We start from the raw sequence: 22,820 nt of genomic DNA, 5'->3' as shown, positions 1-22,820 counted from the left end.
GTCGTCCGCGACGGCTCTAGCCGCGGCCGGGGCCGTCCCCGCCGCCGAGAGGCCCGTCGAGAGGCCGGTCTGCGGGCCCGTCGAGAGGCCGGTCTGCGGGCCCGTCGAGAGGCCGGTCTGCGGGCCCGTCCAGAGGCCCGTCTGCGGGGCCGCCGGGGTACTCGCCCGGGGGGCCGCTGAGAGGGCCCTCGCCGTACGGCTGCCGCAGCGGTGACTCGCGATAGCCGTGCATGCCCTCCAGCAGCCCGAACAACCCCACCGCGAGCAGCGGCCAGGCCACGGCGACGCCGTTCGCGGTCAGCGCCAGCGCCCCGGGAACGATCTTCACCCCGGGCACGGCCGCCGCCTCCACCGTGACGGCCCCGATCGTGAACGTCGAGCCCACCCAGTACGTGAGCGCCGCCCCCGCGCTCCCGCCCACGCCGAGCCCGGCCAGCACGCCCAGCATCCACCGCCGCCCGGCGAACCAGCCGGCCGCGCCGCAGAGCAGCCCGAGCCCGCCGGTGATCACCGCGTACCAGCCGTCGGCGGCGATGAGCGCCTGCGTGGACAGGTCGGCCAGCACGAGCCCGCGCTCGGTGACCTGGTAGGGGGCGCGCGGCGACACGGCGGACCAGAGCAGCCCGGCGCCGATCCCGAGTGTGGCGAGTGCGAGGACAGTTACCGCGAAGGCGCGTACTTCCCTCGACACTCCACGCTCCCTGATATCTCCGTCCGAATCACTCGATGGTATCCCCCGGCTAGGCTCGCTCCGTGATTGCAGAAGAGGTCTGGCTGATTGAGCCCTCCGGCCCGCTCCGGGGGGACGTCGAGGTGCGCGGTTCCAAGAACGGCGTCTCCAAGCACATGGTCGCCGCCATGCTGGGCACCGGCGAGAGCAGCATCCACAACGCCCCCGAGGTGGGCGAGGTCGGCATCACGGCCGCGATGCTGGAGGCGCTCGGCATCCACGTGCGGATCGACGGGCCGGAGATCAGGATCGAGCCGGGGGCGCACATCGAGCCGCGGGTGCCCGACGCGTTCACCGGGCTCAACCGCATCCCGATCCTCATGCTCGGCCCGCTGCTGCACCTGGCGGGGGAGGCGTTCGTGCCGCTGGTCGGCGGCGACCCCATCGGGCGGCGGCCGGTGAACTTCCACGTGGAGGCGCTGCGCTCGATGGGCGCCGAGGTGGAGGTGGGCGACACCGGCATCTACGCCAAGGCGGGACGGCTGCACGGCACCCGGATCGAGCTGCCGTACCCGAGCGTGGGCGCGACCGAGACGGTGCTGATGTCGGCGGTGCTGGCCGAGGGCAAGACGGTGCTGAAGAACGCCGCCATGGAGCCCGAGGTGGTGGAGCTGGCGCTGTTCCTGCAGCGGATGGGGGCGCGGATCGAGCTGTCGCCCGACCGCAGGATCGTCATCGAGGGCGTCGAACGGCTGCGCGGCGCCTCCACCTGGCTGACCGGCGACCGCATCGAGGCGTTCTCGTACCTGGCGGCCGGCCTGGTGACCGGGGGAGAGGTGCGGGTGCACGGCTGCCCGCAGGACCGCCTGGTCACCGCCATCACCACGCTGGCCAGGATGGGCGCGCACTTCGAGATCAACGACCAGTACCTGTGCGCCACCGCCCCGCCGGAGGGGCTGCGCGCGGCGGCCGTGCAGACCGACACCCATCCGGGGTTCATGACCGACTGGCAGACGCCGCTCATGGTGCTGTTCACGCAGAGCCAGGGCATGTCGGTGCTGCACGAGACGGTCTTCGAGAACCGCCTGGTGTACGTGCCCGCGCTGCAGAAGATGGGCTGCGAGATCGAGGTCTTCGACCAGTGCCTCGGCGGCCCGGCCTGCCGCTACCACGACACCAACGCCCGCCACTCGGCGGTCGTGCGCGGCGTGTCGAAGCTCAAGGGCGCCGACGTGACGCTGCCCGACATCCGGGCCGGGTTCTCGGCGGTGCTGGCGGCGGCGGTGGCCGACGGGCCGTCCACGCTGCGCGGGGTGCACCACATCGAGCGCGGGTACCACCGGCCGTTCGAGCAGTTCGCCTCGCTCGGTCTGAACATTCGCAGGCAACGGTAAAGAGGCAGGGCCCGGGCGTTTGCCGGTGATCGTCCGGTTGCACATCGTTTGAGTGACCGTACTCAGGACCGCCGGAACGCTCGCCCTGGCCGGTGCGCTGGGCGGCGTGCTGGCGGCGGCGCTGGCCGCGCCCGTGGTGAGCGGGGGCGGCCTGGCGGCCAAGAACGTCGCCGACACCTTCGTCCAGCTGCCGGCGGCGCCCCGCGAGGAGCCGCTGGCGCAGGTGACCAGGCTGCTGGACCGGGACGGCCGGCCGTTCGCCCAGTTCTACGAGGCCAACAGGACGGCCGTGCCGCTGGCGTCGGTCTCGCCCGTCATGCGTAAGGCCATCGTGGCCATCGAGGACGCCCGCTTCTACGAGCACGGCGGCCTCGACGTGCGCGGAACCCTGCGGGCGCTGCTGACCAACACCCAGGCGGGCGGCATCCGCCAGGGCGGCTCGTCGCTGACGCAGCAGCTCGTCAAGAACATCCTGGTGGAGAGCGCGCGTACCGACGAGGAACGCGACCGGGCCCGCGCGCCCAACCTGGCCCGCAAGATCACCGAGCTGCGGCTCGCGATGGCGCTGGAGCGCAAGTACCGCAAGGACGAGATCCTGGAGCGCTACCTCAACATCGCCTACTTCGGCGCCGGGGCGTACGGCGTGGAGGCGGCGGCCCGCCGCTTCTTCTCGACCTCGGCCGCCCGGCTGACGCTGACCCAGGCGGCCACGCTGGCGGGGGCGGTGCGGATGCCGTACTCGACCGATCCTTCGCTCGGCGCGGCGCACCGTACCCGGCTGCGGGCCCGGCGCGACCTCGTGCTGGACCGCATGGCCGGGCTGAAGATCATCAGCCAGCAGGAGGCGGCGGCCGCCAAGAGCAGGCCGCTCGGCATCAACCTGCGGCCCGAGCCAGGCGGCTGCGAGCAGAGCGAGTACCCGTTCTACTGCCTGTACGTCCAGCGCGAGCTGCTGTCGAACCCCGTCTTCGGCAACACCCCGTCGATCCGGCAGGCCAGGATGGCGCGGGGCGGCCTGACGATCAGGACCAGCCTCGACCCGATCGCCCAGCGCGCCGCCGAGCGCGCCATCCGCCGCCACGTCCACCCCGAGGACACCGAGGTGGCCGCCGAGGCCATGGTCGAGCCGGGCACCGGCCGGATCCGGGCGATGGCGGCCAGCAAACGCTTCGGCCGCAACCCCGGCAACCGCAAGAACGGCGCCAGGACCACCTTCAACCTGGTCGCCGACGTCGCCCACGGCGGCGGCCAGGGCTTTCAGGCGGGTTCGACGTTCAAGGTGTTCACCCTGGCCACGGCGCTGCGGCAGGGGTGGAGGTTCGGCGACGGCTTCCAGACGCCCGGGGCGCTGGTGCCCGCCGCCGGCTACCGCAACTGCGAGGGCCGGCCGGTCAACGACCCCGGCACCCGCGTGCTCAACGCCAGCGGCGAGGGCGAGGGCGGCCCGCACAGCATCGAGACCGGCACCTGGAAGTCGGTGAACATCTTCTACATGATGCTGGAGCGCAAGGTCGGGCTGTGCAACGTGGTCAAGACCGCCAAGGCGCTCGGCATCGCCAGGGCCGACGGGACGCCGCTGCGCGAGGTGCCGACGTTCACGCTGGGCATCAACGAGATGGACCCGGTGACGGTGGCGGCGGCGTTCGCGGCGTTCGCCGCCCGCGGGACCTACTGCCGGCCGCTCGCCATCGTCGAGATCGTCGGCAGGGACGGGCGGCGCACCCACGTGCCGCCCGCCTGCGAGCAGGCCATCGAGCGGCCGGTCGCGGACGCGGTCAACCACGTGCTCGAAGGCGTCTTCGACAAGGGCACCATGAAGGGGCAGAGCATCGGCCGCCCGGCCGCCGGCAAGACCGGCACGAACAACGGCTACACCTCGGCCTGGTTCGCCGGCTACACTCCGCAGCTCGCGGCCGCGGTGAGCGTCGGCGACATCCGGGGCTCCTACCGCTACCCGCTGCGGGACGTGCAGATCGGCGACGACTACTACGGCTCGGTGCAGGGCGCGTCGCTGCCCGGGCCGATCTGGGTGGAGTCGATGGAGCCGGCGCTGCGGGCGGTCGAGCCCCGGCGGTTCCATCCGCCGGACATGAGCCGCTTCGGCGGCGGCAACACGCCCGGGCTCAAGGAGGCGCTGGCCGAGGAGGAGAAGCGGAAGAAGCGGCACGGCGACCGGGCCTTCCGCCGGCACCGCAGGCTCTTCCAGTGGCTGCTCGGCCAGACTCCGGGCGTGCCGTCACTGGAGTGGCCGCCCCGCGCGCCGCTCGACGGCTGGGAGCGCCGCCCCTGGCCCCGCCGCCACCGGCACTGATCAGCCGGGCACTGATCAGCCGGTCTTGCCTATGGGGGCCGTTACGGCGCGGGTGAGCGTGATGAGGTTGTCGGGCGCGGTCTCGATCTGGAGGCCGCGCCTGCCGGCGGAGAAGTAGATCGTCGGGAAGTCGAGCGCGGAGGAGTCGACCACGGTCGGGAGCTGCTTGCGCTGGCCGAGCGGGCTGATGCCGCCCACGACGTAGCCGGTCACCCGCTCGACCCTGGCCGCGTCGGCCATGGCGGCCCGCTTGCCGCCCAGCGCGTGGGCGAGTGCCTTGAGGTCGAGCTTGCCGGCCACCGGCACCACGGCCACCGCGAGGCCGCTCTCGGTCTCGGCGACGAGGGTCTTGAAGATGCGCTCGTACGGGAGGCCGAGCGCGTCGGCGGCCTCCTCGCCGTAGGCCTGGGCGGAGGGGTCGTGGTCGTACGGGTGGAGCGTGAAGTCGGCCTTGGCAGCCCTGGTCAGGGCCATCGTCGCCGGCGTGCCGCCTTTGCCTTTCGCTTTGCTCACAAAGAGCGATTGTAGCGAATCTACAATGTAAAGGCGCGGCCGGGGGTGTACCCCAGGGCGCGCCGGAACACGTCGATGAACGCGCTCGCCGACGCCCACCCGCAGCGGTGCGCGACCGCGGTCACCGGCAGGCCGTCGGCCAGCAGCAGGAGCGCGCGGTGCAGGCGGAGCTGGGTGCGCCACTGGGGGAAGCTCATGCCGAGCTCGTTCCTGAACAGCCGGGCCAGGGTGCGCTCGCTCGCGCCCGCCCCGGCGGCCAGCTCGCCGAGCGTCCTGCGGTCGGCGGGGTCGCGCTCCAGCGCGGCGCAGACGGCGGCGAGACGGGGGTCGGCCGGCGCGGGCAGGTGGAACGCCTGCTCGGGCGCCCGCCGCAACCGGTCCAGCAGCACCCCCAGCAACCGGCCCCGCTCGCCGTCCCCGAGGTCGCCAGGCTCGCCGGTGTAAGCGATGATCAGCTCGCGGAGCAGGGGGTCGACGGCGAGCACGGCGGGGCGGTCGAGGGCGAGCGGGTTGCCGGTGAGTCCGATGAGGCGCAGGTCGGTGTCGCCGTGCGCCCGGTGCTCGTGGACGGTGCCTGCGGGCACCCAGATCGCGCGGTTGGCGGGCGCCACCCAGACGCCGGCGCCGGTGGTGACGGACAGGACGCCGCGGCAGGCGTACACGATCTGGTGGGTGTCGTGGCGGTGGGCGTCGATGCCGCCGCCGGGCGCGAGCGGGCGCCGTCCGGTGGGCGCCTCGGCGAGGTGGCGGATCTCCGACACGAGTTGGCACTTTATCGGAAGCAGGCCACCGGGGGCGCGGGCGACGATCGGAGGCGTGAACAGGGTCCCCATGCTGGCCGCCGGGCACGCGGCCGTCGATCTCTACCAGGGCGCGGTGCCCGCCCTGGTGCCTTTCCTGGTGGCCGAGCGCGGCTACGGTTACGTCGCGGTCTCGGGGGTGGTGCTGGCGGCGACGTTGTTGTCGTCGGTCGTGCAGCCGGTGTTCGGGCTGCTGACGGACCGGTGGCGGATGCCGTGGCTGATCCCCGTGAGCATGGTGGCGGCCGGGGCCGGGGTGGCGGTGGGCGGGGTGGCCGGCTCGTACGCCCTGACCTGCCTGGCGGTGGCGCTGTCCGGGCTGGGGGTGGCGGCCTACCATCCGGAGTCGGCGCGGCTGGCGCGGATCGCGAGCGCGGGCAGCCATGTGCGGATGAGCTGGTTCTCGCTGGGCGGGACGCTGGGGTTCGCCGCGGCTCCGGTGCTGGTGACCCCGTTGCTGGCGGGGTGGGGGCTGGGGGCGTCGCCGCTGCTGGCGGTGCCCGCGCTGGCGGGTGCGCTGGTGACGTTGCCCGCGGTGCTGGCGCTGACGGGCGGCGGTGGCGGGTCACGGCGGGAGGGGACCCGGGCCGTGCGCGGGCGGGACGACTGGCGGTCGTTCGCGCGGTTGACGCTGGTGATCGTGTTCCGGTCGGTGGTGTACGTGGGCCTGAGCACGTTCGTCGCCCTGTACATGGGCGGCGGCGCGGCCGGGGCCGTGGCGCTGTTCGTGCTGTTCGCGGGCGGGGCGGCCGGGACGGTGCTGGGCGGGCGGCTGGCGTCCCGCTGGGGGCGGGTGCGGACGATGCGGCTGGCGTACGCGGCGGCGGCCCCGGCGGTCGCGGGCGTGGTGCTCGCGCCGGGGCCGGCCGCGTACGTCTTCGTGGCCGCCTCCTCGATCGCCCTGTACGTCCCGTTCTCCCTGCACGTCACGCTGGGCCAGGATCTCCTGCCGAACCGGGTGGGCACGGCGGGCGGCGTGACCCTCGGGCTCGCGGTGAGCGTGGGCGGGCTGACCAGCCCGCTGGTGGGCGCGGTCGCGGAGGCGTCGTCGCTGCGGGTGGCGCTGGGCTGCCTGGTGGTGTTCCCTGTCCTCGCGTGGCTGCTGGCGCGAACGCTGCGGGAGCCGGTTCCTCAGTCCTGAACCGGGATGCGGGCCACGGCGGTGTTGTCGCGCTGCGAGGGGTCGAGGGCGGTGGCGGTGACGTGCGCGGTGACCGGCACCTGGCGCGGCGCGCCGGCGGTGAGGCGTACGCGGGCGGTGAGCCGGACCGGGTGGCCGGGGCGTACGGCGTCGATCGCGCAGGCGGCCTGCTGGGCGGTGCGGGCGCAGGCGGCGCCGGTGACGGCGGTGAGCGCGGCGCCGTCGGGGACGCGGAGGGTGACCGGCACCTGGGCGGCGGCCAGGAGGCCGCGCATGGTGACCGTGGCGGTGACGGTGGCGGTCCGGCCGCGGCGCACCGGGCCGGTGGGGCCGGTGGCGGCGACGGACAGGGCGTCGTAGACGCCGCGCGGGTCGGCCTTCCTGACGATGGCGCCGTAGCTCTCGACGTTGAGCGCGTTGGCGACGGAGTAGCCGTCGGCCTCGCCGTCCTCGGTGCCGGCCGACAGCACGCCGACGAGGTCGCGGGTGCCCTGGACCACCCAGGGGCCGCCGCTGTGGCCTTTGGACAGGTGGCAGTTGTACGTCTCCAGCTTGCCCACCAGTTCGGTGGCGGTGGAGGAGACGGCGGCGTTGACGGCGGCGAGCGCGCGGGCCGGCTGGGTGCGGGCCAGGCACCAGAGCTGGTCCCTGCCGTCGTAGGGCTTCCTGCCGAGGACGCCGGGGTAGCCGGTGGAGATGACGGTGTGCCGCCCGCCCTGGCTGCGCAGGGGGGTGAGGGCGCCGACGGCGTCCTGGAGGGTGCGCTCGCGCCGGCCGACCTCGATGAGGGCGACGTCGTAGACGGAGTTCCAGTCGCCGCCGGCCAGGCCGGTGTAGGCGCCGGGTTTCCAGGCGCGACGTCCGCCCCAGCGTCCGTACGGCTCGCGCTGCCGCTCGCCGGTGGCGCGCCCGTCGTAGGCGGGGACGAAGGCGAAGTTCGTGTGCCATTGGCCGTGTTCGGCCCCTTCGGGGACGCTGTAGACGCAGTGGGCGGCCGTCACGACGAGCAGCCCGGACGCCGAGCGGACGACGCTCGCGCTGCAGGAGTCGCCCTGCCCGGCGGCGTTGACGAAGAACAGCCGGCCGGTGACGCGGCTGCGCGCGGCCCCGGTGTACGGCCGGCGGACGGGGGCGTAGCCGTTGTCGTCGCCGCCGGGGGTGATGCGCTGGTCGTCGGGGACGCTGAGCAGGCGGCGGGCGGAGGCGGGGACCAGGGGCGGCCGGGTGGCGGGCAGCTCGGCGGCGCCTGCTCCGGCCTGCCTGGCGGGCGTCCAGTAGCGGATGGCCTGGCGGGGGCGCATGAGGGGGGACGCCTCCGCCCCGCCCAGCGCCCGCGTTGCCGCGCGGCTCTCCAGTGAGATGGTCGTGACAAGGCCGCCCAGCGCGGCCAGTGCCGTGACCAGTGTGCTGACCAGCGTTCTCGCCACGGTGTCCCCCTGGGCGTCGATACGGAGCAAATCCTCTCGGTCACTTTAAGTCACGAGATCGGGACGAACCGTAGTCATGGGGGTCGTGTCGTGATCGGTCCGGCCAGGGTCAGCCGGCGGCGGCGTCGCCGCGGCGCGGAAGGAGCTCGGAGGTGACCGCGTCGGCGGGGGAGCGGTCGGGGCGCAGGCCGCGCCAGGACGGGTGGCGCAGCAGCCCGTCGCCGGTGACCTCGGCGTACTGGACCTCGCCGACCAGGACGGGCTCGGTCCAGCGGGCGTCGCGGGCGTGCTCGCGCGGCACGGGCTCGGCGAACGGCGACGCGGGCCGCTCCAGTGGGGCCAGCCGCTGGTGCAGGTCGGCGAGCATGGCCTGGGTGAAGCCGGTGCCGACGTGGCCGACGTAACGCAGCCGGCCGCGTTCGTCGTGCGCGCCGAGCAGCAGCGAGCCGATCGTGCCGGAGCGCCGGCCGCCGCCGGGCCGCCAGCCGCCGATGACGACCTCGACGGCGCTGACGTTCTTGATCTTGGTCCATTCGGCGCTGCGCCGGCCCGGCCGGTACGGCGAGTTCAGCCGCTTGCACACCACCCCTTCGAGCCCGAGCCGGCGGGAGGAGTCGAGCGCGCGCTCGGCGTGGTCGGGGAACGAGACGGGCACCTGCCACCGGAACCCCGGCGTGAGCACGCTCTCGAGGAGTCGCCGCCGCTCGCTGTAGGGCAGGCCGACGGTGGGCGTCTCGTCCAGGTGCAGGATGTCGAAGGCCATGAACGTCACCGGCACGGCCCTCGCCAGCTCGGCGACGGCGACCGGGTTGCGCTGGTGCATGCGCGGCTGGAGCGCGCCGAAGCTGGGGCGGCCGGCCTCGTCGAAGGCGACGATCTCGCCGTCGATCACGGCGGCGCGGCGGTCGGTGGCGCCGGCCATGAGCTGGAGCTCGGGGTAGGCGGGGGTGATGTCCTTGCCGTTGCGTGACATCAGCCGGACGGCGCCGCCCTCGACGTAGGCGAGGGCGCGCACGCCGTCCCATTTCATCTCGACGGCCCAGTCCTCGCCCTGGACGGAGGTCAGGGCGCCGAGCTGGGCCAGCATCGGCGCGTAGGCCGGCAGCCGCACCATGGTGCGTGCATTACCCCGTCCGCTTGATCGTCAAGGGTGGCGAGGGGTCTCCGGATGGTCAAGCGGCCCGTCCTCGACGAGCTCGGCCAGGTCGACGCCGTGGCGGTGCAGCTCGGTGACGTTGTGGCAGTAGCCGCGCAGGTACGTCCGGCCGCCGATGTTGTGGGTGACGCGGAGGAGGGGGCGGTCGTCGAGAATGATCGCCTCCACCAGGATGCCGTCCGGCCCGCGCCACTGTCCCATGCGGCAAGGGTATGCGACTGGACATAATGGACATGTAATAAAAAAGCGACCGTCATGTTTCCGGACTCGCCCGAAACGGGCCGCTCTAGCGGTAAAGATGACTTGGGGTTAGCTTGAAGAGCAGAAAGTAGTTCGATCTCAGACGTTAAACGCTCTTCACCCCGGGCACGGCACAACCCGAACTTCCTCCGGAGTCGTGGCCGCGCCCCCGTGGCGGCCACGGCGGAACGCCCCGGCAGGCCCGGTCCGGGGCGGCGACGGCCGCGTGGCGGTACAGATGAATGCCGCCACGCGGCCGTCGTACGCCCCGCACCGGAAGCCGGCGCCGCCGGACGCCCTGGTCCGTCCCCCTGTCCCGCAGTGTGGACAGAACGAGATTCGGGGCCCGGACTCCGTAGACTGTGGGGGTGATTTCCCGTATTGACATGCGCGGTTCCCTCCCGGCGAACCTGCGTGACGTGCTGCCCCGCGCCGAGCTCGACGTCGAGGCCGCCCTGGAGAAGGTGCGGCCCATCTGCGACGACGTGCGCCATCGCGGCGTGGCAGCCGTACGGGAGCTGACCGCCAGGTTCGACGGCGTGGAGATCGCCACCACCCGCGTCCCCGCCGAGGCCGTCGAGCGCGCGCTCACCGAGCTCGACCCGCGGGTGCGCGCGGCGCTGGAGGAGTCGATCCGGCGCACCCGGCTGGTCCACCGCGACCAGCGGCGCGCCGACGTCACCACCCAGGTGGTGCCCGGCGGCACGGTCACCGAGCGGTGGGTCCCGGTCGACCGGGTGGGCCTCTACGTCCCCGGTGGCCGCGCGGTCTACCCCTCCAGCGTGGTCATGAACGTCGTCCCCGCCCAGGAGGCGGGCGTCCCCTCGCTGGCCGTCACCAGCCCGGCCCAGAAGGAGTTCGGCGGGCTGCCGCACCCCACGATCCTCGCCGCCTGCGCCCTGCTCGGCGTCGAGGAGGTCTACAACGTGGGCGGCGCCCAGGCCGTGGCCATGTTCGCCTACGGCACCGAGGAGTGCGCCCCGGCCACCCTGGTCACCGGGCCGGGCAACATCTACGTCGCCGCCGCCAAGCGCCTGCTGAAGGGCCGCATCGGCATCGACTCCGAGGCCGGGCCGACCGAGATCGCGATCCTCGCCGACGACACCGCCGACCCGGTGCACGTCGCCGCCGACCTGATCAGCCAGGCCGAGCACGACACGATCGCCGCCGCCGTGCTCGTCACCACCAGCCCCGAGCTGGCCGACGCCGTGGAGAAGGAGCTGCCCGGCCAGGTCTCGGCCACCCGCCACTCGGCGCGCATCGCCGAGGCTTTGAGCGGCCGGCAGTCCGGCATCGTGCTGGTGAGCGACCTCGACGACGGACTCAAGGTCGTCGACGCCTACGCTGCCGAGCACCTGGAGATCCACACCGCCGACGCCGCCGCCGTGGCGGCGCGGGTGCGCAACGCGGGCGCGATCTTCGTGGGCACGTACGCGCCGGTCTCGCTCGGCGACTACCTCGCCGGCTCCAACCACGTGCTGCCCACGGGTGGCTGCGCCTGCCACTCCAGCGGCCTGTCGGTGCAGTCGTTCCTGCGCGGCATCCACGTCGTCGACTACACCCGCGACGCGCTGGCGCGCTCCGCCGCGCACGTCACGGTCCTGGCCGACGCCGAGGACCTGCCCGCCCACGGCGCCGCCGTCCGCGCCCGCTTCGACTGGCGCGTGCCCACCGCAGAGCCCACCGCAGAGCCCACCGCAGAGCCCACCGCCGTGCCCACCGCCGTGCCCACCACGGAGACGACCGAGTGAACCCCGACCAGAAGCCCGGCGACGTCACGCTCGCCGACCTGCCCATCCGCGACGACCTCAGGGGCAAGTCGCCCTACGGCGCTCCCCAGATCGACGTCCCGGTCCGGCTCAACACCAACGAGAACCCCTACCCGCCCTCGCCCGAGCTGGTCGCCGACCTCGCCGAGGAGGTGCGCGGCCAGGCGGGCGAGCTCAACCGCTACCCCGACCGCGACGCGCTCGCCCTGCGCGCCGACCTCGCCGGCTACCTCGGCCACGGGCTCTCCACCGAGCAGGTGTGGGCGGCCAACGGCTCCAACGAGGTGCTCCAGCAGATCCTCCAGGCGTTCGGCGGGCACGGCCGCACGGCAATCGGGTTCGAGCCCTCCTACTCGATGCACCCGATCATCACCGGCGGCACCAGCACCGAGTGGATCAGGGCCAGCCGCGAGGACGACTTCTCCCTCGACCCCGGCAAGGCGGTCGCGGCGATCGAGGAGCACCGCCCCGACGTCGTCTTCCTGACCTCGCCCAACAACCCGACCGGCACCGCGCAGCCGCTGCCCGTCATCGAGGCCGTCGTCGAGGCGGCGCCGGGCATGGTCGTGGTGGACGAGGCCTACTTCGAGTTCGCCCGCGAGGGCACGCCGTCGGCGCTGACGCTGCTGCCCGAGCACCCGCGGCTGATCGTCACCCGGACGATGTCCAAGGCGTTCGCCATGGCCGGCACCCGTCTCGGCTACCTCGCCGCGCACCCGGCGGTGATCGAGGCGCTGCTGCTGGTGCGGCTGCCGTACCATCTGTCGACGCTCACCCAGGCGGCGGCGCGGGTGGCGCTGCGCCACCGCGCGGAGCTGCTCGGCACGGTCGACGCGCTGCGCCGCGAGCGCGACGACACGGTGGCCTGGCTGCGCGCCAAGGGGCTGCGGGTCGCCGACTCCGACGCGAACTTCGTGTTGTTCGGCCGCTTCCCCGACCGGCGCGCGGTCTGGGAGGGGCTGCTGGAGCGGGGCGTGCTCATCCGCGAGGTGGGCCCGCCCGAATGGCTGCGGGTGTCGATCGGCACCGGCGAGGAGATGGCGGCCTTCCGCGCCGCCCTGGAAGGAGTCCTGTGAGCCGCGTAGGCCGCGTCGAGCGCGTCACGAAGGAGACCTCGGTCCTGGTGGAGGTCGGCCTCGACGGCACCGGCCGGGTGGAGGTCGCCACCGGGGTCGGCTTCTTCGACCACATGCTGGCCCAGCTCGGCAAGCACGGGCTGTTCGACCTGACGGTCAAGACCGAGGGCGACCTGCACATCGACTCCCACCACACGATCGAGGACACCGCGCTCGCGCTGGGCGCCGCGTTCCGCGAGGCGCTGGGCGACAAGTCGGGCATCAGGCGGTTCGGCAGCGCGTCGTGCCCCCTGGACGAGTCCCTCGCCCAGGTCACCGTCGACCTGTCCGGCCGCCCCTACCTCGTGCACACCGAGCCCGAGGGCATGGCGCCGATGATCGGCCACGACTACGACACCACGATGACCCGCCACATCCTGGAGTCCCTGGTCGCCCAGGCCGCGATCTGCCTGCACGTGCACGTCCCCTACGGGCGCAACGCCCACCACATCGTCGAGGCCCAGTTCAAGGCGCTGGCGCGGGCGCTGCGCGAGGCGTCCGAGCCCGACCCGCGCGCGACGGGGGTGCCCAGCACCAAGGGCGTGCTGTGACCGGCAACGCCATCGCCGTCGTGCTGGTCTTCGTCGGGCTGTTCCTCGCCGGCGGCGTGTTCTCCCTGTTCAAGCAAGGGCTCAAGATCGGAGCCGCCGTCTGCGCCGTGGGCGCGGTCATGGCGGTCACGGCGGGGGTGTTGTGGTGGTGAAGAAGAACGTCGTCGTCCTCGACTACGGCTCGGGCAACCTGCGCTCGGCCGAGCGGGCCCTCGCCAGGGCCGGCGCGGAGGTGACCGTGACCGCCGACTTCGACGCGGCGGTCGAGGCCGACGGGCTGGTGGTGCCCGGCGTGGGCGCGTTCGCCGCGTGCATGACCGGGCTGAGGGCGGTGCGCGGCGAGCAGATCGTCGGGCGGCGGCTGGCCGGCGGCCGGCCGGTGCTGGGCATCTGCGTCGGCATGCAGATCCTGTTCGCCCGCGGCGTCGAGCACGGCGTGGAGAGCGAGGGCTGCGGCGAGTGGCCCGGCACGGTCGAGCGGCTGGACGCCCCCGTGCTGCCCCACATGGGCTGGAACACCGTCAAGGCGCCCGCCGGGAGCGTGCTGTTCGCCGGGCTCGACCCCGAGACCCGCTTCTACTTCGTGCACTCCTACGGCGTGCGCGAATGGGAGCTGCACGCCGGCGAGGGGTTCGCCGAGCCGCTCGTCACCTGGGCCGAGCACGGCGTGCCGTTCGTGGCCGCCGTGGAGAACGGCCCGCTCATGGCCACCCAGTTCCACCCGGAGAAGTCCGGCGACGCCGGCGCCGCGCTGCTGGGCAACTGGCTCAAGACCCTCGACTGACCACGAGCGCGACCAGGGCGGGAGAGCGGTGAGCAAGGAACGGGCCCGGCGGCGGGCCGAGCGTGAGGCCGAGCGGGCCCGCGCCATGCGCGCCAACGAGGAGCGCCAGGCGCGCGGCGCCCGGCGGCGGGCCTTCTTCGCCCGGCTCGTGCCGCGCCCGGTGCGCGTCCGCCGCCAGGGCGGCCTGATCGCCCGCCGCCACCGGGCGCAGAACGTGGTGGTGGGGGCGGCGTTCCTGCTGGTCCAGGCGCTGGCCTGGCTGCTGTGGGGCTCGCCCGCGGTCAGTTTCGCGGTGCTCGTCCTGTCCCTGCTGCTCGTACCCGTTGTCGTGACCCTCGCCTTCGACCGGAGGACCTGAAGAAATGTCGCTCGTACTGCTGCCCGCCGTGGACATCGTGGACGGCCAGGCCGTCCGCCTGAGCCAGGGCGAGGCCGGCACCGAGACCGGCTACGGCGCGCCGCTGGAGGCCGCGCTGACCTGGCAGGAGGCCGGCGCCGAGTGGATCCACGTGGTGGACCTCGACGCGGCGTTCGGCCGGGGGGACAACCGCGAGCTGATCGCCGAGCTGATCGGCCGGGTGGACGTCAACGTGGAGCTGTCCGGCGGCATCCGCGACGACGCCACCCTGGCCGCCGCCCTGGCCACCGGCTGCCGCCGGGTCAACATCGGCACCGCCGCGCTGGAGAACCCCGAGTGGTGCCGCAAGATCATCGCTGAGCACGGCGACCGCATCGCGGTGGGTCTCGACGTGCGGGGCACGACGCTGGCCGCGCGCGGCTGGACCCAGGACGCCGGTGACCTGTGGGAGGTGCTCGACCGGCTGGAGGCCGACGGCTGCCCCCGCTACGTCGTCACCGACGTCACCAAGGACGGCATGCTCCAAGGCCCCAACCTCGACCTTTACCGCCAAATCTGCGCACGGACCGACAAACCGGTCATCGCCAGTGGCGGCGTCTCCAGCCTCGATGACCTGCTCGCACTGGCTTCTCTCGTTCCCGACGGAGTGGAGGGCGCCATAGTGGGCAAGGCCCTCTACGCTCACGCGTTCACACTCGAGAACGCGCTTGCCGCGGTACGCGTGTAGCTCCGCCGGGAGGGGACGGAATGAGCGTCAGCAGCGACGGCATGCAGAACACCGGTCCGAGGATCTTCTCCGGAGGCATCTGGGAGGAGAAGTACGGCTACGCCCGCGCCGTGGTCGCCGGGGAGCGGGTGATCGTGTCCGGGTGCACGGCCACGGTCGAGGGAGAGGTCCGGCACGTCGGCGACGCCCACGCGCAGGCGCTGACCGCGATCGACATCGCGCTGGAAGCCGTCCTGATGGGCGGGCTCACCCGCGAGGACGTCGTCATGGTCCGCTACTACGTGGTCGAGCAGCGTCACTTCGACGTCGTCGGCCAGGCCATCGGCGAGGCCTTCGGCAAGGTGCGGCCCGCCTGCACAGGAGTACGGGTGGCCGGACTGGTCGACCCGAGAATGCTGGTCGAGATCGAAATAGAGGCACTGCGAGCATGACCGTAGCCGTACGAGTGATCCCCTGTCTCGACGTCGACGCCGGGCGCGTGGTCAAGGGCGTCAACTTCGAGAACCTGCGCGACGCGGGCGATCCCGTCGAACTGGCCCGGCGCTATGACGAGGAGGGCGCCGACGAGCTGACCTTCCTCGACATCACCGCCTCGTCCGGCGAGCGGGAGACCATGCTCGACGTGGTGCGCAGGACCGCCGAACAGGTGTTCATCCCGCTCACCGTCGGCGGCGGGGTGCGCTCGGTCGAGGACGTCGACCGGCTGCTGCGGGCCGGCGCCGACAAGGTGTCGCTCAACACCGCCGCCATCGCCCGGCCGGAGCTGCTGACCGAGGCGTCACGGCGGTTCGGCGCCCAGTGCGTCGTGCTGTCGGTGGACGCCCGGCGGGCGCCCGGCACCCCGAGCGGGTTCGAGGTGACCACCCACGGCGGGCGGCGCGGCACCGGCATCGACGCGGTGGAGTGGGCGGCGCGCGGCGAGGAGCTGGGCGTGGGCGAGATCCTGCTCAACTCGATGGACGGCGACGGCACGCTCGACGGCTACGACCTGGAGATGCTGCGGGCGGTGCGCGCCGCCGTCCGGGTGCCGGTGATCGCCAGCGGCGGGGCCGGCCGGCTGGAGGACTTCCCGCCGGCGGTGGCGGCGGGCGCCGACGCCGTGCTCGCGGCGTCGGTCTTCCACTTCGGCACGCTGAAGATCTCCGAGGTCAAGGACACGCTGCGGATGGCGGGCCACCCGGTCCGCTGAGGGGCCACCGCGTGCGCGTCAGAAGGCGCGCACGTGGTGGTACAGCTCGTAGGCGACGTCGTGGGCGGCGAACGCGGCCGCCTCCGACCGCTTGACCGCCACGTACGCGCTGCGCCGCAGCGGCCCGAGCGCCTCCATCAGCACCTCGTCGGCCTCCAGCGCGTCGAGCGCCTCGCCGAGCGAGGACGGCAGGCGGGGATAGCGGCCCGGCAGCGTGTCCGGGTCGACGCCGACCGGCTCGCCGGGGTCGAGCCCGCGCCGGATGCCGTCGAGGCCGGCGTGGATGACCGCGCCCAGCGACAGGTAGGGGTTGGCCGAGGAGTCCGACGGCTTCAGCTCCAGGTTGGGCTCGCCGCTCTCGCCGAGCGCGGAGCACACGCGGACCGCGGCCTCGCGGTTGTCCGGCCCGTGGACCGCGTACGCGCTCGCCCACGTGCGCGGCGCCAGCCGGCGGAAGCTGTTGACGCTGCCGCAGGTGAGCGCGGTGAGGGCGGGCAGGTGGGCGATGAGCCCGCCGATGAAGGCGCGGCGCACGTCGTTGTCCTGGCCGAAGACGTTGACCTTGTCGTCCCACAGCGACAGGTGCAGGTGGGCGCCGTTGCCCGCCTGGTCGGCCAGCGGCTTGGGCGCCAGCGTGGCCCACATCTGCATCCGCATGGCCACGCCGCGCGCGCTCTCGCGGAACAGCACGTGGTTGTCGGCGGCCCGCAGCGCGGGCGCGTGCCGGACGGACAGCTCCTGCTGGCCGGGCCCGAGCTCCGGGTGGTAGTGCTCGACGCGCAGGCCCTGCGTCTCCAGCGTCCGGACGAGCTTGACGGCGTAGTCGTGGGCCGTGTCGAACCCGGTGTTGGCGTAGCACAGCGAGTCGTCGAGCGGGACCAGCCGGTCGGGGCCGCCCCCGGGGTCGGGCAGCCGGCGTCCGAGCGTGAACTCCGGCTCGAACGCCGCGACCAGCGTGTAACCCTCGGTGGCGAGCTCGGCGATCGCGTCCTTGAGGAACGTCCGCGGGCACGCCTCCCAGGGTGAGCCGTCGGGCCGGCGAAGGTCCGACAGCATGGCGGCCGCGCCTGGGGCATGCGGCAGCGGGACGTAGGTGGCCGGGTCGGGGACGATGCGGACCTCGCCCACCGGGCCCAGCTGCTCGACGTCCTGGAGCTGGTCGAGCATGTTCATCGCCATCATGGCCACCGTGTGCCCGATGCCCGTGCCGAGGCGTTCGGCCAGCCGCGACCTGGACGCCGCCTTGCCACGGATCACGCCACCGTGGTCGGCGTACAAGAAGCGGATCAGCTCGACGCCCTCCAGCTCGGCCCGTTCGAGGATGCGCCGCGCGTGGGGGTCGAGCTGGCTGGTCCTGTTGCCGCTGGGGCGATCTCTCATCCTGCCTGCGTAACACGATCGGGCACCGCGGGGAAGCACCCGCCGCAGACAGAAGGGCGGGTTACGTCAGAACCTGCGAGAAGAACACGGCCAACTGATCGGCTCCTTGGAAGATTCCGTTGATCACACCGTTCACCGCGTCGGCGGCTTGGGCCGGCCGGGTGAACAGGTAGAAGACCACGAACGCGATAGCCACGTAGGTGATCACCTTCTTGACCTGCATGGGGGGCCTCCTGCAGTCCATTCCCAGCCGTATATACCCGGATCTGGGCGATCACTGGCATCCACGGCGAAGATGTTCATGATCATAACCGGGGGGCTTCTTTCCTCTGCCATGGTACGGGCTCGAATGCTCATGCGAGCCCCTACGGGACCGGGACTTCTGCTTGACCGGCGGCTAGATCCCCAGGGTCGCCGAGCGCACCCTGGCGACCGCCTCGGGGTCGCCCGTGAGCTCGACCCGGGCGTGCTCCTGGCGGCCGAAGCAGAACAGCAGCAGCTCGGATGCGGTGCCGGTGACCTCGACCCGCGGGCCCTGCCGGGGGCCGCCGAGCGCCACGCCGCCGCCGAGGCGGTGCAGCACGACGCCGACCGGCGAGCGGCGCAGCATGAGCCGGGCGCCGGCCGAGACCCGCTGCCACAGGAGGCGGTCGAGGCCGGCGGGCAGGTCGCGGGGCTCCCAGGCGGGCTGGGCGCGGCGCACGTCCTCGTGGTGGACGAACAGCTCGATCGTGTTGACGGTCTCGTCGAGGAAGCGGGCCAGGCCGTAGACGCCGCCGGGCCGCCGGACGATGCCGACCAGCTCGGGATAGGGATGTCTGGCCTTCATGGCGTCCATGACGGAGGCGGTGTAGCCGGACAGCGCCTTGACCGCGATGCCGGGCATCGCGTCCGGGCGGCGCTCGCGGACCGCCAGGTGGGCGGCCAGGTCGTAGCTGGTCCAGCCCGTGCACAGGGTCGGCGCGTCGGGGCCGACCCGGTCGAGCAGGTCACACAGCGCGTTGCGCTCGTCGCGGGCATACGTCACGTGCCCACCCTACCCACGGGAATAACAGCAGGATCAGGGGTGATGTAGTGACTTGCGTGTAAATACCGTTGAATACAGGGAGGCCAACCGGTGGCGAGCAAGGTCACCTCGGCCGTCATGCGTCAGGGACTGCGGGTCCTTGGGGTGGCCGTCCGTACCGAGAAGGCCGTTTTCGCCCTCGCCGTGCTGGCCAGCGCGGTCTACGGGGGCATGACCGTCGCCTCCGCGTGGGCGCTCGGCTGGGCCACCGAGAACGTGGTGCTGCCCGCCTTCGCCGAGGGCCGGGTCGGCGCGGGCGCGCTGTGGGCCGGCGCGGGCCTCATCCTGGGCACCGCGCTGCTCAAGGCGCTGGGCGTGGCCGGGCGGCGCATCCTGGCCGGCGTCATGCAGTACCGCATGCAGGCCAGGTCCCGCAGGGACGTCACCAAGCAGTACCTCCGGCTGCCGCTGTCCTGGCACCACCGGCACCCGACCGGCCAGCTCCTGTCGAACGCCAGCGCCGACGCCGAGGCCGCCTGGGCCCCGCTCGCGCCGCTGCCCATGGCCGTCGGCGTGATCGTCATGCTGGTCACCGCGGCCGTGGCGATGGTGTTCACCGATCTCGTGCTGGCCCTGGTCGGCTTCCTGATCTTCCCGGCCATCGCCGTGCTCAACCTCGTCTACCAGCGCAGGCTCAGCCCGCTGGCCACCCGCGCCCAGCAGCTGCGCGCCGAGGTCAGCGAGATCGCGCACGAGAGCTTCGACGGCGCGCTCGTCGTCAAGACCCTCGGCAGGGAGGACCTGGAGACCGAGCGTTTCCGGCGCCGCGCCCACGAGCTGCGCGACGCCAACATCGCCGTGGGGCGGGTGCGCGGCCTGTTCGACCCGATGCTGGAGGCGCTGCCCACGCTGGGCGTGCTCGCGGTCCTCGCCGTCGGCGCGCTGCGGCTGTCCGGCGGCGCGATCGGCTCAGGCGACCTGGTGCAGGTCGCCTACCTGTTCACGCTGCTGGCCTTCCCGATCAGGGCGCTCGGCTGGGTGCTGGCCGAGCTGCCGCGCAGCGTCGTCGGCTGGCAGCGGGTGCAGGCCGTGCTGGACGCCACCGGCTCCATGGACTACGGCACGCGCGAGGCCGCCGCGCCGGAGGCCGGGCCCGCCGCCCTGGAGGTGCGCGGCGTCTCCTACGCCTACGGCGAGGCCGAGGTGCTGCACGACGTCGCCTTCGAGGTGCCCGCCGGGCGTACCGTCGCGATCGTCGGGCCGACCGGCGCGGGCAAGTCCACGCTGGTGCAGCTGCTGGTCAGGCTCGTCGACCCCGACCGGGGCGCGGTCCTGCTCGACGGCGCCGACCTGCGCGAGCTGGCCTACGGCGCGGTCGCCTCCTCGGCGGCCCTGGTGCCCCAGCAGACGTTCCTGTTCGACGACACCGTACGCGGCAACGTCGCGCTCAACCTGGACACCCCCGACGAGGACGTGTGGGCCGCGCTCCGGCTGGCCCAGGCCGACGGCTTCGTGGCCCGGCTGCCCGAGGGCCTGGACACCCGGGTCGGCGAGCGGGGCGCGTCCCTGTCCGGCGGCCAGCGCCAGCGCGTCGCGCTGGCCCGCGCGATCGTCCGCCGCCCCCGCCTGCTCGTCCTCGACGACGCCACCAGCAGCGTCGACCCCCAGGTCGAGGCCAAGATCCTGTACGGCCTGCGGGACGCCGCCGAGTCCTCCACCGTCGTGGTCGTCGCCTACCGCATGGCCACAATCGCGCTCGCCGACGAGGTCGTCTACCTCGACCACGGCCGGGTCGTGGACCACGGCCCGCACGAGGAGCTCATCGAGCGCTGCGCGGGCTACCGCAACCTGGTGACGGCCTACGAGCGTGAGGAGGCCGAGCGCGCCGCCATCGAGGTCGCGGGCGTCACCGGGGAGGAGCTGGAGGAAGAGATCGAGAAAGAGATCGCCGGCGAGGAAGAAGAGGTCAGCGCATGACGGTCCAGGGCATCCACGGCAACGCCGAACGCTCCGCGCTGGCCACCGTCCGGCAGGGGCTGTCGCTCACGCCCGAGTTCCGCAAGGGGCTCGGGGTCACGCTGGCCCTCGCCGTCGTCGCCACGGCCGGCAAGATCATCGTGCCGATCGCCGTCCAGCAGACGATCGACCAGGGGCTCAAGTCCGGCAGGCCGGACGTCGCGTACATCACCTGGGCCGTGATGGTGTGCGCCGCCGCCGTGGTGCTGACGGCGCTGGCCGCGTACGTCATGAACGTCCGCCTCTACAAGGCCACCGAGTCGTCGCTGGCCACCCTGCGCGTGCGCGGCTTCCGGCACGTGCACGACCTGTCGGTGCTCACCCAGAACTCCGAGCGCCGCGGCGCCCTGGTCTCGCGCGTCACCAACGACATCGACCAGATCAGCTCCTTCATGCAGTGGGGCGGGCTGATGATCATCGTGTCGCTGGGACAGCTCCTCGTGGCCACCGCGCTCATGCTCGTCTACTCCTGGCAGCTCACGCTGCTGGTGTGGGCCTGCTTCATCCCGCTGATGATCGCCCTGCCGCGCTTCCAGCGGCTGCTGTCGCGGGCGTACACGGTGGTGCGTGAGCGGACCGGCGACATGCTGGCCGCGGTCAGCGAGTCCGTCGTCGGCGCCGCCGTCATCCGCGCCTACGCCGCCGAGCGCCGCACGGCCGAGCGCGTGGACAAGGCCGTCAACGCCAACCGCGCCGCCCAGACCAGGGCGCAGACCATCGTCGGCTTCGTCTTCCCGCTGACCGAGATCGTGGCCGCCCTCGCGATCGCCGGGATCGTCCTGCTCGGCGTGCGGCTCGGCCTGTCCGGCGACATCTCGCAGGGCCGGCTCGTGGCCTTCCTGTTCCTCGTCACGCTCTTCGTCTCGCCGCTCCAGACCGCCACCGAGGTGCTCAACGAGGCCCAGAACGCGGTCGCCGGCTGGCGGCGCATCCTCGGCGTCCTCGACACCCCGCCCGACGTGGCAGACCCCGGCCCCAAGGGCGTCGAGCTGCCCCGCGGCCCCATCTCCGTCGCCTTCGAGGACGTCGACTTCGCCTACCCCGGCGGCGCGCCCGTGCTGCGCGAGGTCTCGGTGCGGATCCCGCCCCGCTCGCGGGTGGCGATCGTGGGGGAGACCGGCTCGGGCAAGACCACGTTCGCCAAGCTGCTGACCCGGCTCATGGACCCGGTCGCGGGCCGCGTCACCGTGGACGGCCACGACCTGCGCGACGTGCGTTTTTCCTCGCTGCGCGAGCGCATCGTCATGGTCCCGCAGGACGGCTTCCTGTTCGACGGCACGCTGGAGCAGAACATCCGCTACGGCAAGCCGTCGGCGACCCGCGAGGAGATCGCGCTGGCGCTGACCGAGCTGGGCCTCGCCGACTGGCTGGAGGGCCTGCCCGCGGGCCTCGACACGCCCGTCGGCCAGCGCGGCGAGTCGCTGTCGGCCGGCGAGCGTCAGCTCGTCGCCCTGGCCCGCGCCTACCTCGCCGACCCCGACCTGCTGCTGCTGGACGAGGCCACCTCGGCCGTGGACCCGGCCACCGAGGTGCGCCTGGCCCGCGCCCTGGAGGGCGTCACGCGCGGGCGCACCGCCGTCTCGATCGCCCACCGCCTGTCGACCGCGGAGAACGCCGACGAGGTGCTGGTCTTCGACGCCGGGCGGCTGGTGCAGCGCGGCCCGCACGCCGAGCTGGTGGGGCAGCCCGGGGTGTACGCCGACCTGCACGCCTCCTGGGTCTCGGCCGCCCGCTCCTGATCAGCCGGGCCCCGCCGCGAACGTCACGGTCGTGCCCCGGGGCCCGGAGACGATCATGACCTGGTCGCACAGCGTCCGCATCAGCCACAGCCCCCGCCCGCCGCTCTCCAGGCCGGTGGGCGGGGGCCGGGCGGCCGTCCAGCCCGGCGGCAGCCCGGGGCCCTCGTCGGAGACCTCGCACCACAGCCGCCCGGCGTGCGACCAGAGCCGCAGCGTGCCGCACCCGCCGCCGTGCACCACGGCGTTCGTGGTGATCTCGTTGACCGCCAGCACGAAGTCCTCCAGCCGCGGCCCGGCCAGCCCCTCGCGGGCGGCGTGCTCGGCGACCGTCCTGCGCAGGGACGCGATGTGCCCGCGCGCGAAGACCACGCGCAGCGCCTGCCTACACATCACCCACCCGGGACGTCCCCTCCCCTAGCACGAGCCGGCCACGAAAATACCCGGCGGCTCGTCATCACGTAGCGCATTCTCTGCAAAACCCACGGTGACGCCTCCCTGGGCGGTGTACCTTTCCGGCGGGGGACCGCCCAGGGG

General features: G+C 73.3%; 24 protein-coding genes. 14 read left to right on the top strand and 10 right to left on the bottom strand.

The window, feature by feature from the left end:
- Positions 1-16 precede the first annotated feature (16 nt).
- Positions 17-691 (bottom strand): hypothetical protein, encoded by a 675-nt coding sequence (locus ACBR40_RS24245; RefSeq protein ID WP_371250237.1) that lies wholly within the window; start codon positions 689-691, stop codon positions 17-19.
- 62 nt (positions 692-753) lie between these two features.
- Here ACBR40_RS24245 and murA point away from each other — a divergent pair, with 62 nt between their 5' ends.
- Complete coding sequence (murA, locus tag ACBR40_RS24240; RefSeq protein ID WP_344214920.1) at positions 754-2,064, top strand: UDP-N-acetylglucosamine 1-carboxyvinyltransferase; 1,311 nt, start codon at positions 754-756, stop codon at positions 2,062-2,064.
- 52 nt (positions 2,065-2,116) lie between these two features.
- Positions 2,117-4,375, top strand: coding sequence for a transglycosylase domain-containing protein (locus tag ACBR40_RS24235; RefSeq protein ID WP_344214922.1), 2,259 nt, complete (start codon positions 2,117-2,119; stop codon positions 4,373-4,375).
- Between the two features lie 15 nt (positions 4,376-4,390).
- Here ACBR40_RS24235 and ybaK read toward each other — a convergent pair whose 3' ends face one another.
- Positions 4,391-4,849 (bottom strand): Cys-tRNA(Pro) deacylase, encoded by a 459-nt coding sequence (ybaK, locus tag ACBR40_RS24230; protein WP_371250379.1) that lies wholly within the window; start codon positions 4,847-4,849, stop codon positions 4,391-4,393.
- A 59-nt stretch (positions 4,850-4,908) separates the two neighbouring features.
- A complete protein-coding gene (locus ACBR40_RS24225) occupies positions 4,909-5,649 on the bottom strand; it encodes a helix-turn-helix transcriptional regulator (protein WP_371250234.1) in 741 nt (246 codons plus the stop codon).
- 55 nt (positions 5,650-5,704) lie between these two features.
- On the opposite strand from ACBR40_RS24225, the gene ACBR40_RS24220 reads away from it, so the two are divergent.
- Complete coding sequence (locus ACBR40_RS24220) at positions 5,705-6,829, top strand: MFS transporter (protein WP_371250232.1); 1,125 nt, start codon at positions 5,705-5,707, stop codon at positions 6,827-6,829.
- Here ACBR40_RS24220 and ACBR40_RS24215 read toward each other — a convergent pair.
- The 3 genes from ACBR40_RS24215 to ACBR40_RS24205 all read right to left on the bottom strand — a co-directional run bounded on the left by ACBR40_RS24215 (position 6,820) and on the right by ACBR40_RS24205 (position 9,613).
- Positions 6,820-8,256, bottom strand: coding sequence for a serine protease (locus ACBR40_RS24215; RefSeq protein ID WP_371250230.1), 1,437 nt, complete (start codon positions 8,254-8,256; stop codon positions 6,820-6,822). The two genes, ACBR40_RS24220 and ACBR40_RS24215, sit on opposite strands and share 10 nt — an antisense overlap.
- Before the next feature lie 109 nt (positions 8,257-8,365).
- Positions 8,366-9,370 carry a non-homologous end-joining DNA ligase gene (gene ligD, locus ACBR40_RS24210; protein WP_344214930.1) on the bottom strand — a complete coding sequence of 335 codons (1,005 nt, stop codon included), beginning with the start codon at positions 9,368-9,370 and terminating at the stop codon, positions 8,366-8,368.
- A gap of 30 nt (positions 9,371-9,400) precedes the next feature.
- Positions 9,401-9,613 (bottom strand): hypothetical protein, encoded by a 213-nt coding sequence (locus tag ACBR40_RS24205; protein ID WP_344214932.1) that lies wholly within the window; start codon positions 9,611-9,613, stop codon positions 9,401-9,403.
- A 407-nt stretch (positions 9,614-10,020) separates the two neighbouring features.
- On the opposite strand from ACBR40_RS24205, the gene hisD reads away from it, so the two are divergent.
- From hisD to hisF, 9 genes are read left to right on the top strand one after another with little or no spacing between them, the layout of a single operon-like run.
- On the top strand, positions 10,021-11,403 hold the full coding sequence (gene hisD, locus ACBR40_RS24200) for a histidinol dehydrogenase (protein WP_371250227.1): 1,383 nt from the start codon (positions 10,021-10,023) through the stop codon (positions 11,401-11,403).
- Positions 11,400-12,497, top strand: a complete 1,098-nt coding sequence (locus ACBR40_RS24195) for a histidinol-phosphate transaminase (protein ID WP_344214936.1) — start codon at positions 11,400-11,402, stop codon at positions 12,495-12,497. The genes hisD and ACBR40_RS24195 overlap by 4 nt, the downstream gene beginning before the upstream one ends.
- Positions 12,494-13,087, top strand: a complete 594-nt coding sequence (gene hisB / locus ACBR40_RS24190) for an imidazoleglycerol-phosphate dehydratase HisB (RefSeq protein WP_020543824.1) — start codon at positions 12,494-12,496, stop codon at positions 13,085-13,087. The genes ACBR40_RS24195 and hisB overlap by 4 nt, the downstream gene beginning before the upstream one ends.
- The gene (locus ACBR40_RS24185) at positions 13,084-13,239 is read left to right on the top strand and encodes a hypothetical protein (protein ID WP_177240453.1); all 156 of its coding nucleotides are present in this window, start codon (positions 13,084-13,086) and stop codon (positions 13,237-13,239) included. Before hisB ends, ACBR40_RS24185 begins: the two co-directional genes overlap by 4 nt.
- The gene (gene hisH, locus ACBR40_RS24180; protein ID WP_344214939.1) at positions 13,236-13,871 is read left to right on the top strand and encodes an imidazole glycerol phosphate synthase subunit HisH; all 636 of its coding nucleotides are present in this window, start codon (positions 13,236-13,238) and stop codon (positions 13,869-13,871) included. The genes ACBR40_RS24185 and hisH overlap by 4 nt, the downstream gene beginning before the upstream one ends.
- A 28-nt stretch (positions 13,872-13,899) precedes the next feature.
- Complete coding sequence (locus ACBR40_RS24175) at positions 13,900-14,229, top strand: hypothetical protein (RefSeq protein ID WP_344214941.1); 330 nt, start codon at positions 13,900-13,902, stop codon at positions 14,227-14,229.
- 4 nt (positions 14,230-14,233) lie between these two features.
- Positions 14,234-14,956, top strand: coding sequence for a bifunctional 1-(5-phosphoribosyl)-5-((5-phosphoribosylamino)methylideneamino)imidazole-4-carboxamide isomerase/phosphoribosylanthranilate isomerase PriA (gene priA / locus ACBR40_RS24170; protein ID WP_371250224.1), 723 nt, complete (start codon positions 14,234-14,236; stop codon positions 14,954-14,956).
- Between the two features lie 20 nt (positions 14,957-14,976).
- Complete coding sequence (locus ACBR40_RS24165) at positions 14,977-15,387, top strand: Rid family hydrolase (RefSeq protein WP_344214945.1); 411 nt, start codon at positions 14,977-14,979, stop codon at positions 15,385-15,387.
- Positions 15,384-16,145 (top strand): imidazole glycerol phosphate synthase subunit HisF, encoded by a 762-nt coding sequence (gene hisF / locus ACBR40_RS24160; protein ID WP_344214947.1) that lies wholly within the window; start codon positions 15,384-15,386, stop codon positions 16,143-16,145. Before ACBR40_RS24165 ends, hisF begins: the two co-directional genes overlap by 4 nt.
- Positions 16,146-16,163: 18 nt before the next feature.
- Here hisF and ACBR40_RS24155 read toward each other — a convergent pair whose 3' ends face one another.
- From ACBR40_RS24155 to ACBR40_RS24145, 3 genes are all read right to left on the bottom strand, one after another.
- Entirely contained in the window at positions 16,164-17,525 is a 1,362-nt protein-coding gene (locus ACBR40_RS24155) for a glutamine synthetase family protein (RefSeq protein WP_371250222.1), read from the bottom strand.
- Positions 17,526-17,586: 61 nt separating this feature from the next.
- A complete protein-coding gene (locus ACBR40_RS24150) occupies positions 17,587-17,748 on the bottom strand; it encodes a hypothetical protein (RefSeq protein ID WP_020543816.1) in 162 nt (53 codons plus the stop codon).
- A gap of 174 nt (positions 17,749-17,922) precedes the next feature.
- Entirely contained in the window at positions 17,923-18,552 is a 630-nt protein-coding gene (locus ACBR40_RS24145; protein ID WP_329580324.1) for a TIGR03085 family metal-binding protein, read from the bottom strand.
- A 117-nt stretch (positions 18,553-18,669) separates the two neighbouring features.
- On the opposite strand from ACBR40_RS24145, the gene ACBR40_RS24140 reads away from it, so the two are divergent.
- Both ACBR40_RS24140 and ACBR40_RS24135 read left to right on the top strand, forming a co-directional pair.
- The gene (locus tag ACBR40_RS24140; RefSeq protein WP_371250378.1) at positions 18,670-20,508 is read left to right on the top strand and encodes an ABC transporter ATP-binding protein; all 1,839 of its coding nucleotides are present in this window, start codon (positions 18,670-18,672) and stop codon (positions 20,506-20,508) included.
- A complete protein-coding gene (locus ACBR40_RS24135) occupies positions 20,505-22,286 on the top strand; it encodes an ABC transporter ATP-binding protein (protein WP_371250219.1) in 1,782 nt (593 codons plus the stop codon). The genes ACBR40_RS24140 and ACBR40_RS24135 overlap by 4 nt, the downstream gene beginning before the upstream one ends.
- Here ACBR40_RS24135 and ACBR40_RS24130 read toward each other — a convergent pair whose 3' ends face one another.
- Positions 22,287-22,676, bottom strand: coding sequence for an ATP-binding protein (locus ACBR40_RS24130; protein ID WP_364445462.1), 390 nt, complete (start codon positions 22,674-22,676; stop codon positions 22,287-22,289). It lies immediately after the preceding gene.
- Between the last annotated feature and the right edge of the window lie 144 nt (positions 22,677-22,820).

The sequence above is a fragment of the Nonomuraea sp. AD125B genome (assembly GCF_041402765.1).
Classification (GTDB): Bacteria; Actinomycetota; Actinomycetes; order Streptosporangiales; family Streptosporangiaceae; genus Nonomuraea; species Nonomuraea bangladeshensis.
This window is presented reverse-complemented; position numbering and strand designations above follow the sequence as displayed.